The sequence below is a fragment of the Yersinia sp. 2545 StPb PI genome (assembly GCF_052217125.1).
Taxonomy (GTDB): domain Bacteria; phylum Pseudomonadota; class Gammaproteobacteria; order Enterobacterales; family Enterobacteriaceae; genus Yersinia; species Yersinia enterocolitica_E.
The window spans coordinates 1,517,953-1,534,454 of sequence record NZ_JAZGPY010000001.1 but is presented as its reverse complement, the minus strand read 5'-3'; the positions used below and the strand labels follow the sequence as shown (position 1 = coordinate 1,534,454).

Genomic DNA, 16,502 nt, shown 5'->3' with positions numbered 1-16,502 from the left:
GGTGGAAATGGAGTTTTCAGGATTAATCTGTATGGCAAGTAATATGAGGGGAAAAAGGGTTACTGATGCCCCTTCCCCCTGTTTTATGACTAAAAACGGATACAACAAGCCCCTTGCTCAGCACCGGAAAGTTGTTCGCGCAATGCACCAAACAATTCACGGCCACATCCTACGTGGAAGGCAGCAATATCTGGCAAGTCGGTATGGCGGGCAGCCAGTTCAGCTTGATCCACTAACAGTGAAAGCTCACCAGTGACACCATCAACACGCACCCGATCGCCATTACGGATTTTCGCCAGCAAACCACCGCAATACGCTTCGGGTGTCACATGGATGGCTGAGGGCACTTTACCTGACGCACCAGACAAGCGGCCATCGGTGACCAGTGCCACCTTAAAGCCACGGTCCAGTAATACACCTAATGGTGGCATCAGTTTATGCAACTCCGGCATACCAATAGCACGCGGCCCCTGATAACGCACCACCACCACGCAATCGCGATCCAGTGCGCCTGCGTCAAATGCCGGACCAACGTCGTGCTGGCTTTCAAACACCACGGCCGGGCCTTCAATGATCTGATGATCACGCGGTACTGCCGAGGTTTTCATCACTGCCCGCCCTAGGTTGCCACTTAAGACTTTGGTGCCGCCATGTGGTGAGAAAGGCATCGCGATACTGGCGATAACAGTTTCATCCAGCGATTGCTGTGCCCCGTCACGCCAACATAATTGCCCCTGATCCAGATAAGGCTCTTGGGTATAGCGCTGCAAGCCAAATCCGGCCACGGTATGGACATCTTCATGGAGTAAACCGCCCTGCAACAGCTCTTTTACCAGCAGCGCTACACCACCGGCCGCCTGAAAGTAGTTGATATCTGCTGGGCCATTGGGATAAATGCGGCATAACTGTGGTATCACTTCCGATAACTCAGAAAAATCATCCCAATCGATGATGATCCCCGCCGCGCGCGCCATCGCCACTAAATGCATGGTGTGGTTAGTCGAACCGCCGGTCGCCAGTAGTGCCACAATGCCATTGACCACCACCTTTTCATCCACCAACTGACCAATGGGTAAATAGCTACCGCTGGTTTCTGTCAGGCGCGTGACCTGACGGGCGGCAGCGGCGGTGAGCGCATCACGTAGCGGCGTATTGGGCTGGATAAAGGAAGAGCCGGGTAAGTGTAACCCCATCACCTCCATCACCATCTGGTTGGAGTTGGCGGTGCCGTAAAAAGTACAGGTACCGGCACTGTGGTAGGAGGCAGCTTCCGCGTCCAATAAAGCCTGTCTATCGACTTTGCCCTCCGCAAACAACTGGCGCACCCGCACTTTTTCTTTATTAGACAGGCCGCTGGCCATCGGCCCGGCGGGGACAAAAACCGCCGGTAAATGACCGAATGACAACGCCGCCATCAACAAACCGGGGACAATTTTGTCACACACCCCAAGATAGAGTGCACCATCAAACATATTATGTGACAGGCCAATCGCCGCAGACATCGCAATTACATCGCGGCTCATCAGCGACAGTTCCATGCCATCCTGCCCTTGCGTCACCCCGTCACACATCGCCGGAACACCGCCCGCCACCTGGCCGACCGCCCCCACAGCATGCAAGGCATCTTTTAGTTGTTGCGGATAATGTTCATACGGCTGATGTGCCGATAGCATGTCGTTATAGGAGGTAATAATCGCGATATCGCTGCGTACCATGTTCTTCAGCGCTATTTTGTCGTCCGGCTGGCAGGCCGCAAAACCGTGCGCCAAATTGCCACAGGCCAGTTGCGAACGGCGAACTGTATTTTCCTTAGCCGCGCTGATACGTTGCAAATAGGCAGTACGGGTGGCTACGGATCGCGCAGTAATACGTTGCGTGACTCGGGTGAGGGTCGCGTTCATCGCCATTCCTTATTCACTCAAGGGCGTTAAAAGTTCAATGCTGCTCAGAGGCAGGCCGATAAAATCTGCCAATACCTGTAACAACAGATTGTGATCATCCAGATGGGGGGCGCCGGATACATTCACACTACCAATCACACCAGCCTGTTGAACCTGTAACGGAAAGCCACCGCCCAAGGCGGCATAATCCCGCAAGCTGACACCATAGCGTGCTTCCAGTGAGGTTTGACGCTGCTGTAACATCAAGCCAGCGGCATAAGAGCTGGTATTAAGTAGCTCTACCACATTGCGCTTACGTCGCAGCCAGTCATGGTTTTCAGCGCTAGTCCCCAACATAGCATAACTAAACAGTGTCTGACGATTTACCGTGATATCGATGGCCAGAGCCACGCCTTGCCGCTCAGCCTGACACTTTATTTTCTCACCCAACCGCCAGGCCGTTTCATGATTGAAATGAGGCAATTGCAGTAGTTGTTGATGCTGCTGACAGCGAGCTAATTGCTGTTGTAGATTCATGAAATTCTCCGGTGATAAATGGCGGGGCATAGTGGTTATCCACCAAAACCCCACCACGGCTTAAGCGCGTTTAGCTTTAGCCAAACCTTTGTCAGCGATGCCCTTCCCCGCCGTGCTAACTTCAACATCACACTCTTTCGGCAGGGTTAAGGTTATCAATCCCGCAATAATCAGGGAGCCTGCCAGCATGCAAACTGCCGCGCTCTGTCCATAGAAGAAAATCATCACGCCTACCAGATACGGGCCACAGAAACCGCCCAGATTGCCTAAGCCATTGATCACCCCGCGTGCGCCACCCGCCACTTCTGGCACCGCGATACGGCCCGGAATTGACCAAAATGGACTGGTTGCGGCTTTGAGGAAGAACCCGCACACCACCAGTGCCAAGTAAGAGACCAGTACGTTGTGGCGGAAAATCACCGACGTCACCAGACCGGCGGCGAAGCAGAACAGGGAAACCATAATCAGCAGCCGGCGCTTACCGGTTCTGTCCGACAAGGCAGAAATGAGGTAGATACCGGCAGTGGTGGCAATAAAGGGTAAAATCGCCAGAATACCGACGGAAGCCATATTACCGCCGGTTAGGTTTTTCAAGATGGTCGGCAGCCATAAGGTATAACCATAATCGCCGGTCTGATAAAAGAAGTTCAGTGCGACCAGTTTCATCAAGCCTTTATTCAGGAATACCGCCTTTAATGGCGCATTGGTCACCGGAGCATCGAGCATCCGTTCAGCCCGTTCCCGCGCCAACTCAGTCACCAGATAATCGCGCTCCCTTGCCGACAACCATTTAGCTTCCTCTGGTCGGTCACTGATAACAAACCACCACATCACCAGCACCACGGCTGACAGTGAACCTTCGAGGAAAAACAGCCAACGCCAGTCCAGAGCATTAATAATGAAACCCGATAGCGGTGCGGTGAACATGCCGCCAATTGGGGCAAACATCATGACAAAAGCATTGGCCCGGCCGATTTCGCGTTCCGGGAACCAGTTACTGACCATAGTCAGCACCACTGGCAGCATGCCGCCTTCTGACACCCCGAGCACAAAGCGCAGGAATAGCAGTTGATAATGATTAGTGACAAAACCGGTCAGAATCGAGACGACGGCCCAAACACAAAGAGAGTAAGCAATAAATTTTCTGCCGCTGCCATGAACCGCAATACGGCCACCCGGTACTTGTAGAAATAAATAACCAATAAAGAAAATACCGCCCGCTAAACCAGCCATTTGACTGGTAATTGCTAGATAACTTTCCATACCACCAGGTAATGCAAAACTAATATTTACCCGGTCCATAAAAGAAATAATACAAGCAATCATTATTGGAACAATAACGCGAAACCAACGGGCATTAGGGATCTTACTGTCCATATAAACACGCCTCATGATAATAGCAGAGTATTACCCGCACCATAAATAATGGTGTAGGGAATGCCGCAAGCAAATAAACAGAAGTTTATTTTCTGGTGTTAATTAAAATTCACTGGCCATTTTTAATATTTAATTAAAAGTAATTATCTATTATTTATAGGTGATCGCCGTAGGGGCTTTTTCACCAGAAAAATGGGCTAATATATTTGAGAAGACAATATCGCTCATTTGAATTCGAGTTTCCGTCGTTGCACTAGCAATGTGTGGCAGCAAGACCACATTATCCATCTCGATCAATGCTGGTGGCACATTAGGCTCATCGGCAAAAACATCTAAGCCCGCACCACCAATATTTTGCTGCTGCAACGCAAGGATTAAATCATCCTGATTCACCATACTGCCCCGGGCAATATTGATCAAAATGGCGTGATTAGGCATCGCAGCAAAAACGGTTTTATTCACCAAACCGGCACTGTCTTTCCCTCCCGAGATTGCGACCACCAGAATATCGCTTTGGCTGGCAAGACTCATAAGATCAGGCATATATTGGTAGGGCAGCGTTTCGTTGTGTGCTTTGTCGGTATAGGCAATTTGCATATCAAACCCCGCCGCTCGGCGAGCAATGGCTTGGCCAATCTGCCCCATACCAAAGACCCCCAGACGCTTGCCGGTAACCTTAGATGATAATGGCAAAGTACTGTGCGGCCACTGTCCGGCACGCAGGAATTTATCAGCCAGACACAGGCGACGAGAAGTCGCAATGATTAGCCCCAGCGCGGTATCAGCAACATCGTCAGTCAGTACACCGGGAGTGGTAGTAACAATAATATTGCGCCCGTGGGTGGTTGCTAAATCCACCGCATCGGTACCGACGCCAAAGATTGAGATTATCTGCACTTCAGGCAACAGTGCCAACACCTCATTGCTGACACCAATATCACCACGGGTCACGATGCCTTTAATATTCTGCCCCTGTTCTGCAAAAAACTCAGCATGATCGGTAACCTGGAAGAGTTTATGAACAGTAAAGGTTTGCTCCAATTTTTCAGTTAAATAGTCCATTACCGGAGCGATGATTAATACGGCTTGTTTGCTGTTTTTCATTACGGGTACCTGATCATGTCAATAAATCATAAAAAACCAGAATGGCGACAGGTAATCATCGGATGATTTAGCCATTCAGCGAATGTCGTTATAAGACCCGTTTTCAATGTTTTATTTTGTGATATAGGTCACTGTAAATCATGTTAAGAAAACATGTTACCGGTAACGTGATCGACCTATCATTGCCAGTGCTGAATTGTTTCAGCCAGGCAAATGCCGGTTAAGAACTTATAGAATTAACTAAGTAAAATGTTATCGGTTGCCGTTATTTGTTATTGATTGACGGAGGGATAATTTAGCGGCCATTGACCAAAGTGATTCGCAGCCATCATCCAGAGCCATGGCTGCTAGCGGTGATAAGAAGATCAGATAGTCCCACCGAGTGAAATGCGGTAATGCAGGTCAACCTGTTCAATTGTAGGGATTTTATTTATTTTCTTAATCAGAATTTCCGCTGCAACTTTACCCATTTCAAACCGTGGGGTGGTAACACTGGCCAGCACCGGGGTGGTTGCCTGGCCGATATCTAAGCCATGGAAACCCGAAATTGCCATTTCAGCCGGTATCGCCATGCCTATTTTCAGACATTCTTGTAACACGCCGACGGCCATATCATCATTAGTACAGAAAATAGCATCAACCTGCGGATACATTTGTCGTGCCAGAGCTAGCATCCCAGCCCCGATCGAGACAGAAGAGACCTTATTAGGAGTGATATGCAATGGCGTAAATCCTGTATCTATCATCGCCTGGCTATATCCCTGATAACGTTTGCGATCTCGTACATCTGACATCGAGCCAAAATAGACAATATTCTGCTTACCACTGGCCAATAGTGTCGCTGTCATATCGTAAGCAGCCTGATAATTATTAAAACCAACGGTAATACGGTTGAACTGTGGCTCTAAATCCATCACTTGTGCAACCGGAATTTCGGCTGCATTCAAATACTTATCAGCACGTAAGGTATGTTCTGAATCAGTGAGTATCAGACCTGAGATCTGACAGGACAACAGATTAACGATCTGCTGCTCCTCACGTTCTTTATCATAGTTATAGTTAACCACCAGCGTTTGATAGCCGCTGGCAGCGGTTACCGATTCAATACCCGCCAGCAAGTCAGAGAAAATCTGGTTATTAAAGGAAGGTATCAAGATACCAATACGCGGGATCTTTTGATTGAAACCATTTTCCCCTTCAGAATCAGGAGCATAATTAACCTCCGCCATCACTTGAGCAATACGCTCAGCCGTCTCTGGAGCCACTTTTTCCGGCGTGTGTAAGTAGCGGCTGACAGTCATTTTGGTCACGCCTGCAAGTAACGCGATATCCTGCAACGTAACACGCTGGTTTTTCATGGCAAATACCTGGAACAAGAGTGCGCAATGGGTAATATGATTATGCACTGTTAGCTTGTGTAATGAAAAGCATGTTACTGCTTTAAAATACAATAACAGCCAGGTGACATATTATTAATCTAGTATATTATCAATAAGTTAACCTGAAACCTTGCAATAAAACAGCAAAAAAACCGGCTAACAGCAGTATTTCCCCTTCATCAAGGGGATATCGCTCACGTATGTGGTAACAGCTTGTTGTAACATGATTTAAAGTGATCTACATCACAGTTTACCCAAGCGGAAAACGGTTTGATATGCACATGTTTTCACCCAGTCATTATTCAATAATATTTATTTTATAATGTCGCTTAATAAGCGCCATTTCCATCAGGAATTTATTATGAAGAATTTATTTTCGTTAGAAAACCGCAAAGTATTAATTACGGGATCTGCTCAAGGCATTGGTTTTTTATTAGCGAAAGGCCTGGCCGAATTTGGTGCAGAGATAATTATTAATGATATTACCGCAGAACGAGCGGAAAAAGCCGTGGCGGAATTACGTGCTAGCGGTTTTATTGCTCATGCTGCCGCCTTTAATGTGACTAATCACGATGCGGTTAATGAAGCCATTGAACAAATAGAAAGTAGCATCGGTGCTATCGATATTTTAATTAATAATGCCGGCATTCAGCGCCGCCATGCCTTTACTGAATTCCCAGAAAAAGATTGGGATGACGTGATTGCGGTCAACCAGAAGTCCGTATTCTTGGTTTCACAGGCCGTATCCCGCTATATGGTTAAACGTCAACGCGGCAAAATTATCAATATTTGCTCGATGCAAAGCGAATTAGGCCGCGACACTATTACCCCCTATGCCGCCTCTAAAGGTGCGGTAAAAATGCTAACTCGTGGTATGTGTGTTGAGCTGGCTCGCTATAATATTCAGGTCAATGGTATCGCACCTGGCTATTTCAAAACGGATATGACAAAAGCGTTGGTAGATGATAAAGCCTTTACTGATTGGTTATGTAAACGGACACCGGCTGCTCGCTGGGGAGACCCGGAAGAGTTGATTGGTGCTGCGGTTTATCTCTCCTCCAAAGCCTCTGATTTCGTGAATGGTCATCTGTTGTTTGTTGATGGCGGGATGTTAGTTGCAGTTTAACCTTCGCTTGAAGTGATTGGGAGATTAGCGACCTTCGTTATTCGTCCCATCAATAACGTTGGTTAATGCTTCAATTGACTGGGAACAGAGGAACATTATGTCTGGGAAATGCATTATTGTTATGGGCGTATCCGGCACGGGGAAATCCTGCGTCGGTCAAGCGCTGGCACAAGCGCTTAACGCCAAGTTTATTGATGGTGATGACCTACACCCGCGCGCCAACATCCAAAAAATGGCCTCAGGTCAGCCGCTAAATGATGTTGATCGTGCCCCTTGGTTAGAACGGTTAAGTGATGTGGCCTATAGCCTGCAACAGAAAAATGAAGTCGGTTTTTTAGTCTGTTCGGCGCTGAAAAAGCAGTATCGCGATCGTTTGCGTGCCGGCAATCAAGGGATACGTTTTCTGTGGCTGAGCGGTGATTACGATTTGGTGCTACACAGAATGCAGCAGCGCGCTGGGCATTTTATGCCTGAAAGCCTGTTGCAAAGCCAATTCGCAACCCTGGAAGTACCGGGTATCAGTGAACCGGATGTTATCCAGATAGATATTTCGCCCGACGTCGCCGGTGTGGTTAAGCACTGTATTGCCGCGCTGGAGCATGAAAATAGCGTGAGTCATTGCGCCTAAACGCGCGGGCCACATAAGCATATAGGAAGAGTTATGATACTTGATGAACTGAAAAGCGCGGCGAATAATCCAATCTATCCAGATGTTATCCGCCGCACCCTAGCGGCTATCTGCAAAATGGATTTGGTTAACCTGCCAGCGGGCGAGCAAGAAATCGAAGGGCGTGAGATTTACTTAAATCATATTATCGCCGCGACCAAGCCACTATATGAACAAGCCCCTGAATTACACCGTTACTATATTGATATTCATATTTTGCTGGAAGGTAGTGAAGTGATTGGTGCGTCGCCATCCACACAGGGCCAGCGCCCGACGATGGATTTTGATAGCGAGCGGGATTATGGGTTGTTTGAAGGTATTACTACCGAAACCTTGTTAACACTGGCGCCGGGTGATATTGCCCTGCTGTTCCCCGGCGAGTTACATCGCCCGATGGGAACATTAGGTGACATCGCACCGATTCGTAAGATCGTGGTTAAAGTGGCGAATCATCTTATCTGATTCGGTATTATTTCGGTTGATAGATACCGGAGCAGGTTTCGGGGGATATTCGTTCAGATTATCGGTTCGATTGATAGATACCGGATCAGGTTTCGGTTGATAGTCGTCCAGATTTTCGGTTCGGTTGACATGAGATCGGTGTTCACTTGACCTCCTGCGCCTCAACCGCCAAAGGGGTTACAAGCGCGTAACCCCCTTGGAACCCCTGCGCTAGCGCACGTATCGCTTGCCCACTTCGCGGGTCCCCTCACTCATCATTTCGCTGGCGGGACGGCTTTACGCGGGTCCCTCCGCGTGACGCCTAAATCCGCCGTCCATGGCGGATTTCCCTTGCTACACTCTTCACTCGGCAGCTCAAATGTGCTTTAAACGTCAAAACCTAAAAGCAAGGTTTTGATTTTGACCTTGAGCGCAATCAGGAATATTACCGACAAAGACGATGGCCCGAGTGAGCCGCCATGGACGGCGGCGAAAAGCGCGCTTGAGCAGGAGCGAATCGCGCTGGCTCGATAAGGCCAACGACTGCCGGAGGGCACTGCGAATAGCAGTAATATTTCGCGCAAGCCGCAGGTGCAGGAGGGCCGGCTAGCCCTCCTGCTCGGTTGAGGCGATAGAGGTAAGGTGATAACTGAACGACTATCAACCGAAACCTGATCCGGTATCTATCAACCGAACCGATAACCTGAACGACTATCAACCGAACCGGATCATCTAATCAATATCAACCGGCGCTCCCAAGGAGCGCCTCCCTTGACCCCGCCGCGCCGCCAACCACAACCCGCTGTTCTTCATAGCGTAGCCAAATACCACCCCGACTAACAATGAAGCAACCACCAGCTTCCAATTACCATTACCGGCAAAAGTAGCGCAAGCGCCGATAAAAGTACCTGGAACAAATGATAACCACTGCTGGCAGGCCTGGATGCACATCAAAAACGCCACAAGCCCTGTTAAAACATACCCAAGGATGGTCCATTCCGGTTGCAAGGCACTGCCCTGGATAATCATCATCGCCCAGAACACCCCGCTCAGGCAGGTTAACAGCGTAATCAGTAATCCTTTTAAACCACCTTGTGGGCAAGCGAAATAGGCGGTACAGCCAAGGAAACCAGCCCAACTGATTAGCCCTAAACTGACCGCTACCCAGCCCCAGACACCCGAGAGAATGCCGGTGGTAATGGCAATCATCAGAATAATGTTCATCAGTGTTACCTGCGCGAAAGTATCAAAGCAATATCGATTGAGTGAAAGTCGAGCAGTTTACCTGAATTGATGAGCAATATTCCGTATTTTTGTCACAAAAATATAAATATTGTTGTTATCATTACATTTGTAATGAGATAAAAGTCACATAATAAACACTATGCATAATTTGGAAGCGCGATACACGCGCGTTTATTAAAAATTTGCTTATCACCATTTGCTGTCCATTCGCTAAAATAACCCTTTTCATTAGCATATGGTGTTATTTGTGTTTGGAAATTAAAAATATTGAAAAGCAGTCTATTAGTAAGTACCTCAGGGTCGCAATCTAAAAAAGACACTCCGTTTTTTATAGATTGATAGTACTGAATGACTCTCTCTGAGATAACCGCATTAATATCAGCCTGCCCATGATTATCTTTAATACAAAACTTCAGCGCTTTAGTTAGCGGGTTTCTATTTACCCAATTATCAATATTGATATCATCTATTTTTAAGTCAGATGCTGTGCCAATGAAATGATTAATGATGACTTTATTGAGCAATTCGCCAGCTTTAATATAAATATCACTGCCTTCATCTATTTTTTTCTGCAAAATATTCAAAGAGTTAATCGCAGAAATGTTAACCTTGTCGATTAAGTCAACATAAGGGTTTCTCATATATGTATCATTTTTATTTGTAATTAAATATGCATTTTCTATCATCGCCATATTGAATTTTTCATCTCCCTTCGCCCTATCAAGCAAGAAGTTGATTGTTTCTTTATCTTTAAAAAAACCGGCCGTTGGAACTATTTCATCTGATAGCGATAAAAAATCATCCACAGAATCATATTTTGTATAAGAGTTATTATCATTAATTGATGGAGGTGAAGGTATACAGCACAACATAAATATCCTTAAGAATAGAGTGAAATAATCACTGATAAAGATATCTCAAAATGTGTTCACCGCTCCATGTTTTACCCCACCCCCACCTTAAATAACATTAATTTCAGCACCGGGTAAAAAACAAAACCCCCTGCGCGTTTCGGCTAACAGGGGGTTTGGGAACAGGCTTAACAATCAATTACATCAGTGGCTGAGCCATCTGAACCAGCGAGATCAACGGCTGCGGGTAAATACCCAGGAACAGCACCAAAATCGCAGAAATCAGCACCACCACACCGCCAGCAGTCAATGCCCAGTTGCTTGGTGTGTCACGCACCAGTGTTTCCGGCGCGCTGAGGAACAGGCTCACCGTCACACGCAGATAGTAGTACAGGCCGATGGCACTGCCTAAGACCACCGCACCGGTCAACCACCACAGGTTGGCGCTGACACCCATTGCGACCACAAAGAACTTACCGATAAAGCCCAACGTCATTGGGATACCGGCCAGTGATAGCATCATTACGGTCATCACCGCCGACAGAATCGGTTTATGCCAGAACAGACCACGATAAGAGAACAGCGATTCTGCATCCGGGCCTTTATACGGGCTAGACATCAAGCTAACCACACCGAACGCACCCAAGCTGCTGAACAGGTAACCGGCCAGATAAACACCGACGGTTTCCAGTGCCAACTGATGGGTCTGCACCGCCACCAGCGCAATCAGCAAGTAGCCAAGGTGCGCGATAGAAGAGTAACCCAGCAGACGCTTGATGTTGGTCTGGCTGATAGCCATTAAGTTACCGAACAGTATTGATGCCACCGCAATCAAGGAGAGCACCAAACGCACCGCTTCACTGTCGGCGGCCGGCGCGTACAGGAACAAGCGCATGACTACCGCAAAGATGGCAATCTTACTGGCGGTCGCCAGGAAGGTAGATACCGGAGCGGGAGCACCCTGATACACATCCGGCGTCCACAGTTGGAACGGCACCAGCGACAACTTAAAGCCAAGACCAACAATCATCATCCCGAGGCCCGCCAGAATCAACGGCTGGTGGATAGCGGAGTCACTTAGGCTCTTGCCCAGACCGGCGAAAGACAAACTGCCAGACTCAGCATACAGCAGCGCCATCCCGAACAGCAGGAATGACGATGCCGCCGCAGACAGCAGCATGTATTTGATACTAGCTTCCAGTGAACGCTTCTGGCGATAGGCATAACCAATCAGGCCAAACAGCGGCAGGGAGATAAGCTCAATACCCAGGAACAGCGACGCCAGATGGTTGGCACTGGCTAACAGAATGCCGCCCATGGTGGCAATCAGCACCAACAGGTAGAACTCTTCGCGGTTATCTGGATAGCCATTCAACCAAGGATAAGCAAAGGTGCTGGTTGCCAGGCTGGCAACAATCACCAGCCCGGTATAGAACATCGCATAGCCGTCAATCCGCATCAGCGGCGTGACATCCATCGGCCCGACCTGGCCGACAAAATAGAGTGACAGCAGCGCCAGGTTAAGCCCGATGACCGTCAGGGTGGCGTTAATAAAGTGATCGCGTCGCCACGCAATGGAGAGCATCACAACCACCACCGTCAATCCGACGATCAACAGCGGTAGCATTGCGATCAGTTGTTGAGGAGTTATTGTCATGGCGAATTACGGCCTTGTAGTTGTAATAGATGAAGCATTGAACCACTGCTGTACATTACTCATCGCAGCATGGGAGGTATCAAGAATCGGCTGCGGGTAAACCCCCAGCAACACTAATAACACCACTAACAGCAGGATGATGGACAGTTCCCTTGCGCTCATGCCCGGTAACGCTTCTTGTGATTTTGGCGCACCATAATAAGCACGCTGCATCATGATAAGCGAATAAACCGAAGCAAAGACCAGACCAAAGGTAGAGATCACGGTAATCACCGGAACCACCTGGAAGCTGCCAAACAGGATCATAAACTCGCCGACGAAGTTACCGGTGCCCGGCATCCCCAGTGTCGCTACCGCGAAGAACAGCGATAGTGCAGGCAAGTATTTGATTCGGCCCCACAGGCCGCCCATCTGACGCATGTCACGGGTATGCAGGCGCTCATACAACTGACCACAGATGATGAACATACCGGCGGCAGACAAGCCGTGGGCAATCATCTGGATAACCGCACCTTGATAAGCCAGTTGGCTGCCGGTATAGATGGCAATCAATACAAAGCCCATGTGCGACACGCTGGTATAAGCAATCAGGCGTTTGATATCAGTCTGGCAGAAGGCCATCCACGCACCGTAGAAGATACCGATGACACCTAACCACATGGCGATAGGTGCAAACTCATGAGAGGCGTTCGGGAACAGCGGCAGACTAAAGCGCAGCAAACCGTAAGCTGCGGTTTTCAGCAAAATCCCCGCCAGGTCGACAGAACCTGCAGTTGGCGCCTGACTGTGTGCATCTGGCAACCAACCGTGCAGTGGCACAACCGGCATTTTTACCGCAAAGGCGATAAAGAAGCCCAGCATCAGCAGATATTCCACATTGTGGGACATCGGCGTCTTCAACAGATCTTCGTAGTTGAAGGTCCAGATACCGGTGGCGTTGTAGTGCACAAACACCAGCCCCAAAATGGCAATCAGCATGATAAGGCCGCTGGCCTGGGTATAGATGAAGAACTTGGTTGCCGCCGCGATACGGGTTTTACCGTCTGATGCTTTGTGACCCCACAAGGCAATCAAGAAGTACATCGGCACCAACATCATTTCCCAGAAGAAGAAGAACAGGAACATGTCGATAGCGAGGAACACGCCGATAACCCCACCCAGAATCCACAACAGATTCAGGTAGAAGAAGCCCTGATTGCGCTGAATTTCACGCCACGAACAGAGGATAGCCAGCACACCTAGCAGGCCGGTTAGCACCACCATCAGCAGTGATAACCCATCCAGCGCCAGATGGAATTCAATACCAAACCGTGGGATCCACGGCAAGATGAACTCTGATTGCCACTGCGGGATACCCGCTGGGTTAACCAGTGAATAGTTGCCCTGCCCCCACAACAGCAAGGAGAGCACTAATGTCAGCCCCATCGCGAATAGCGCTATCCAACGCGGTACCTTAGTACCGAAGCGCTCACACTGCCAAGACAGCAGGCCGCCGATAAAGGGGAGAAGAATTAGCCAAGGTAATAGCATGGCGTTTTGTGTCCCTAATTAAACGAAAAGCAACAGAGCCAGTACGACGACTGCACCCAAACCCATAGACGCGACATACCAACGCACCTGTCCATTTTCACTGAGCGTCAAACCGCGATTACTCCAGCGCGAAAGTATCGCCGGGGTATTCATCAGTGAGTTCAGCGGATCACGCTGCAATAGCCTTGCAATCCACAAATACGGGCGGACAAACACATTGTGGTACAGCCAGTCGAAGCCCCACGCATGGAACCACCAGACCGTAAAGAAGCGGCCCGGCGCACTTTGCGCGATGCTGTTGACCAACTGACGCTTGCCCAGATAGAGTGCCGCAGCCAGTGCAATCCCGATAACCACTAACACGCCGGAGAAGATTTCCAGTGGCATTTTACCCTCTTCACCGAAGTGAAGCTCTGGCAACACACCCGCCAGCGGTGGTGTTATCAGCGCGCCGACGAAAGTCGACAGCACCAGCAACACAATCAGCGGCAGGCTGTGAGCTACCCCTTTAACCGGATGCGCTTTGGTTTTTGGCTCGCCGTGGAACACAATGAAAATCATACGGAAGGTATACAGCGCGGTGAGGAATGCCCCAGCCAGCCCGGCGACCATCAGATTGATATGGCCACTGGCCAATGCACCCCACAGAATTTCGTCTTTACTGTAGAAGCCTGCGGTAACCACTGGCAGTGCAGCCAATGCCGCGCCACCTACCAGGAAGCAGATATAAACCAATGGGATCGTCTTGCGCAGACCACCCATTTTGAAAATATTCTGCTCGTGGTGACAGGCCAGAATCACTGAACCCGAAGAGAGGAACAGTAACGCTTTAAAGAAGGCATGGGTCATCAGGTGGAAGATAGCCGCATCCCACGCCTGAACGCCCAGCGCCAGGAACATGTAGCCAATCTGGCTCATGGTGGAATAAGCCAGCACCCGCTTGATGTCGGTTTGTACCAGCGCGGCAAAGCCTGCCAGCACTAGGGTTACCGCGCCGATAATACCCACTAAATGCAGCACTTCAGGCGCCATCAGGAACAAGCCGTGGGTACGCGCAATCAGGTAGACACCTGCAGTCACCATGGTTGCCGCATGGATAAGCGCGGAGACCGGGGTTGGGCCTGCCATTGCATCGGCCAACCAGGTTTGTAACGGCAACTGTGCCGATTTACCCACCGCACCACCGAGCAACATCAGCGTCGCCCAGGTAATGGCAGTAGAGCCCATTTCCAGTTTCTGCGGTGCCAATACCATCAGCTCGCGAATATTCAGCGTACCCAGTTCTTGATAAAGGATGAACAGGGCAATGGCGAGGAATACGTCACCAACGCGGGTCACGATAAAGGCTTTCATCGCCGCCGCGCCGTTGGCAGGATTGGTGTAGTAGAAACCGATCAGCAGGTAACTGCACAGACCCACCCCTTCCCAACCCAGATACATCAGCATCAGGTTATCTGCCAACACCAAAATCACCATGCTGGCGATAAACAAGTTGGTGTAGGCGAAGAAACGAGAATAACCCTCCTCCCCACGCATATACCAAGAGGCATACATATGAATCAGGAAACCCACGCCGGTGACCACAGACAACATGGTCAGCGACAGGCCATCCAGTGTCAGGGTCAACGGAATGTTGAAGGTGCCAACCGACATCCAGTTCCACAACGTCTGGTTAAAGACTTGGACACCGGTGGCCTTTTGGCTAAGAAAATCCACTGCAACATACAGTGTGACCAACGCCGTCAGGCCAATCGATCCCACCCCGACCGTGGCTGAGGTATTTTCAGACCAGCGCCCACGGGAGAATGCCAACAGCAAGAAGCCCAGCAGTGGCAGCAGAATTGTTAAATATAATAGGTTCATCCGCGCATCTCACTGACTGTATCGATATTCAGAGTATGACGGCGACGATATAGCTGTAACAGCAATGCCAAGCCAATACTGGCCTCCGCTGCTGCCAGCGTGATCGCCAGGATATACATCACCTGACCGTCAGCCTGACCCCAATAACTGCCCGCCACAACAAAGGCGAGCGCCGCTGCGTTGATCATCACTTCAAGGCTTATCAGCATAAACAACAGATTGCGACGAATCAGCAACCCCGTCAGCCCTAGCACAAACAGTATGGCCGCCAGAATCAGGCCATGTTGTAGAGGGATCATGCTTGTTCCTCCGTTTTTCTTTTCGCGCTGTCGCTCGCGCCCATCACGTCACCCGGCTTATGTTCGCGCCCGATATGGAAGGCAACCACCAGACCGGCCAGCAACAACATTGACGCCAGTTCAACTGCCAGCACATAAGGACCAAACAGGCTGATACCCACAGCTTTGGCATCGACCATTTCACCGCTAATACCGGAATCAGTCACTGAACTGATGGCATAAATCAGTACCGACAGCAGCACCAGTGCTAGCAAGCCGGGGCCAATCCACAAACTCGGTTTCAGCCAGTCGCGCTCTTGTTGTTCGACGTTGCCCAAGTTCAGCATCATCACCACGAACACGAACAGCACCATAATGGCCCCGGCGTAGACGATGATTTCCAGCGCACCGGCGAAATAAGCACCCAGCGAGAAAAACACCGCCGAGATAGCCAGTAAAGAGATAATTAGGTACAGCAGCGCATGTACCGGGTTGGTGTGAGTGATGACGCGAATAGTCGCCACCACTGCCACCAATGCTGCAATATAAAATGCAAATTCCATGGAA

Annotated in this window: 15 protein-coding genes; 3 read left to right on the top strand and 12 right to left on the bottom strand. The window is 49.5% G+C overall.

All coding sequences use genetic code 11. The annotated features are described in order from the left end of the window. Nucleotides 1-89 precede the first annotated feature (89 nt). The 5 genes from edd to V1955_RS06985 all read right to left on the bottom strand — a co-directional run bounded on the left by edd (nucleotide 90) and on the right by V1955_RS06985 (nucleotide 6,256). The gene (edd, locus tag V1955_RS07005) at nucleotides 90-1,901 is read right to left on the bottom strand and encodes a phosphogluconate dehydratase (protein ID WP_372569374.1); all 1,812 of its coding nucleotides are present in this window, start codon (nucleotides 1,899-1,901) and stop codon (nucleotides 90-92) included. A gap of 9 nt (nucleotides 1,902-1,910) precedes the next feature. Continuing rightward, nucleotides 1,911-2,417: a heme-degrading domain-containing protein gene (locus V1955_RS07000; protein ID WP_083158272.1), complete on the bottom strand. Its 507-nt coding sequence runs from the start codon at nucleotides 2,415-2,417 to the stop codon at nucleotides 1,911-1,913. A 60-nt stretch (nucleotides 2,418-2,477) separates the two neighbouring features. After that, entirely contained in the window at nucleotides 2,478-3,794 is a 1,317-nt protein-coding gene (locus tag V1955_RS06995; protein WP_442820700.1) for an MFS transporter, read from the bottom strand. Nucleotides 3,795-3,944: 150 nt separating this feature from the next. Then, nucleotides 3,945-4,898 (bottom strand): 2-hydroxyacid dehydrogenase, encoded by a 954-nt coding sequence (locus V1955_RS06990; protein ID WP_442820699.1) that lies wholly within the window; start codon nucleotides 4,896-4,898, stop codon nucleotides 3,945-3,947. A gap of 365 nt (nucleotides 4,899-5,263) precedes the next feature. Continuing rightward, entirely contained in the window at nucleotides 5,264-6,256 is a 993-nt protein-coding gene (locus V1955_RS06985) for a substrate-binding domain-containing protein (protein WP_442820698.1), read from the bottom strand. A gap of 382 nt (nucleotides 6,257-6,638) precedes the next feature. On the opposite strand from V1955_RS06985, the gene idnO reads away from it, so the two are divergent. The 3 genes from idnO (at nucleotide 6,639) to V1955_RS06970 (ending at nucleotide 8,532) form a co-directional block, all read left to right on the top strand. Next, nucleotides 6,639-7,403, top strand: a complete 765-nt coding sequence (idnO, locus tag V1955_RS06980; protein WP_083158268.1) for a gluconate 5-dehydrogenase — start codon at nucleotides 6,639-6,641, stop codon at nucleotides 7,401-7,403. Nucleotides 7,404-7,500: 97 nt separating this feature from the next. After that, complete coding sequence (locus V1955_RS06975; protein WP_372569375.1) at nucleotides 7,501-8,031, top strand: gluconokinase; 531 nt, start codon at nucleotides 7,501-7,503, stop codon at nucleotides 8,029-8,031. Nucleotides 8,032-8,064: 33 nt separating this feature from the next. Further along, a complete protein-coding gene (locus V1955_RS06970; protein WP_083158266.1) occupies nucleotides 8,065-8,532 on the top strand; it encodes a YhcH/YjgK/YiaL family protein in 468 nt (155 codons plus the stop codon). Between the two features lie 711 nt (nucleotides 8,533-9,243). On the opposite strand, the gene V1955_RS06965 is transcribed toward V1955_RS06970, so the two are convergent. The 7 genes from V1955_RS06965 to nuoJ form a co-directional block, all read right to left on the bottom strand. Next, nucleotides 9,244-9,735 (bottom strand): DUF1097 domain-containing protein, encoded by a 492-nt coding sequence (locus tag V1955_RS06965; protein ID WP_083158265.1) that lies wholly within the window; start codon nucleotides 9,733-9,735, stop codon nucleotides 9,244-9,246. A 158-nt stretch (nucleotides 9,736-9,893) separates the two neighbouring features. Next, nucleotides 9,894-10,562: a hypothetical protein gene (locus V1955_RS06960; RefSeq protein WP_102970379.1), complete on the bottom strand. Its 669-nt coding sequence runs from the start codon at nucleotides 10,560-10,562 to the stop codon at nucleotides 9,894-9,896. A gap of 244 nt (nucleotides 10,563-10,806) precedes the next feature. Next, nucleotides 10,807-12,264, bottom strand: coding sequence for an NADH-quinone oxidoreductase subunit NuoN (nuoN, locus tag V1955_RS06955; protein ID WP_083158263.1), 1,458 nt, complete (start codon nucleotides 12,262-12,264; stop codon nucleotides 10,807-10,809). 6 nt (nucleotides 12,265-12,270) lie between these two features. Continuing rightward, nucleotides 12,271-13,794, bottom strand: a complete 1,524-nt coding sequence (gene nuoM / locus V1955_RS06950) for an NADH-quinone oxidoreductase subunit M (protein WP_083158262.1) — start codon at nucleotides 13,792-13,794, stop codon at nucleotides 12,271-12,273. 18 nt (nucleotides 13,795-13,812) lie between these two features. Then, nucleotides 13,813-15,657: an NADH-quinone oxidoreductase subunit L gene (gene nuoL, locus V1955_RS06945; RefSeq protein ID WP_442820697.1), complete on the bottom strand. Its 1,845-nt coding sequence runs from the start codon at nucleotides 15,655-15,657 to the stop codon at nucleotides 13,813-13,815. Then, complete coding sequence (nuoK, locus tag V1955_RS06940; RefSeq protein WP_032815102.1) at nucleotides 15,654-15,956, bottom strand: NADH-quinone oxidoreductase subunit NuoK; 303 nt, start codon at nucleotides 15,954-15,956, stop codon at nucleotides 15,654-15,656. Before nuoK ends, nuoL begins: the two co-directional genes overlap by 4 nt. Further along, a complete protein-coding gene (gene nuoJ / locus V1955_RS06935; RefSeq protein ID WP_083158260.1) occupies nucleotides 15,953-16,498 on the bottom strand; it encodes an NADH-quinone oxidoreductase subunit J in 546 nt (181 codons plus the stop codon). Before nuoJ ends, nuoK begins: the two co-directional genes overlap by 4 nt. Nucleotides 16,499-16,502 lie beyond the last annotated feature (4 nt).

Coding starts and splice junctions, on each gene's coding strand:
- V1955_RS06970 (WP_083158266.1), top strand. CDS start 8,065: ATGATACTTGATGAACTGAAAAGCGCGGCGAATAATCCAATCTATCCA.
- nuoL (WP_442820697.1), bottom strand. CDS start 15,657: ATGAACCTATTATATTTAACAATTCTGCTGCCACTGCTGGGCTTCTTG.
- V1955_RS06965 (WP_083158265.1), bottom strand. CDS start 9,735: ATGAACATTATTCTGATGATTGCCATTACCACCGGCATTCTCTCGGGT.
- edd (WP_372569374.1), bottom strand. CDS start 1,901: ATGAACGCGACCCTCACCCGAGTCACGCAACGTATTACTGCGCGATCC.
- V1955_RS06975 (WP_372569375.1), top strand. CDS start 7,501: ATGTCTGGGAAATGCATTATTGTTATGGGCGTATCCGGCACGGGGAAA.
- idnO (WP_083158268.1), top strand. CDS start 6,639: ATGAAGAATTTATTTTCGTTAGAAAACCGCAAAGTATTAATTACGGGA.
- V1955_RS06990 (WP_442820699.1), bottom strand. CDS start 4,898: ATGAAAAACAGCAAACAAGCCGTATTAATCATCGCTCCGGTAATGGAC.
- V1955_RS06985 (WP_442820698.1), bottom strand. CDS start 6,256: ATGAAAAACCAGCGTGTTACGTTGCAGGATATCGCGTTACTTGCAGGC.
- V1955_RS07000 (WP_083158272.1), bottom strand. CDS start 2,417: ATGAATCTACAACAGCAATTAGCTCGCTGTCAGCAGCATCAACAACTA.
- nuoK (WP_032815102.1), bottom strand. CDS start 15,956: ATGATCCCTCTACAACATGGCCTGATTCTGGCGGCCATACTGTTTGTG.
- nuoN (WP_083158263.1), bottom strand. CDS start 12,264: ATGACAATAACTCCTCAACAACTGATCGCAATGCTACCGCTGTTGATC.
- nuoJ (WP_083158260.1), bottom strand. CDS start 16,498: ATGGAATTTGCATTTTATATTGCAGCATTGGTGGCAGTGGTGGCGACT.
- nuoM (WP_083158262.1), bottom strand. CDS start 13,794: ATGCTATTACCTTGGCTAATTCTTCTCCCCTTTATCGGCGGCCTGCTG.
- V1955_RS06995 (WP_442820700.1), bottom strand. CDS start 3,794: ATGGACAGTAAGATCCCTAATGCCCGTTGGTTTCGCGTTATTGTTCCA.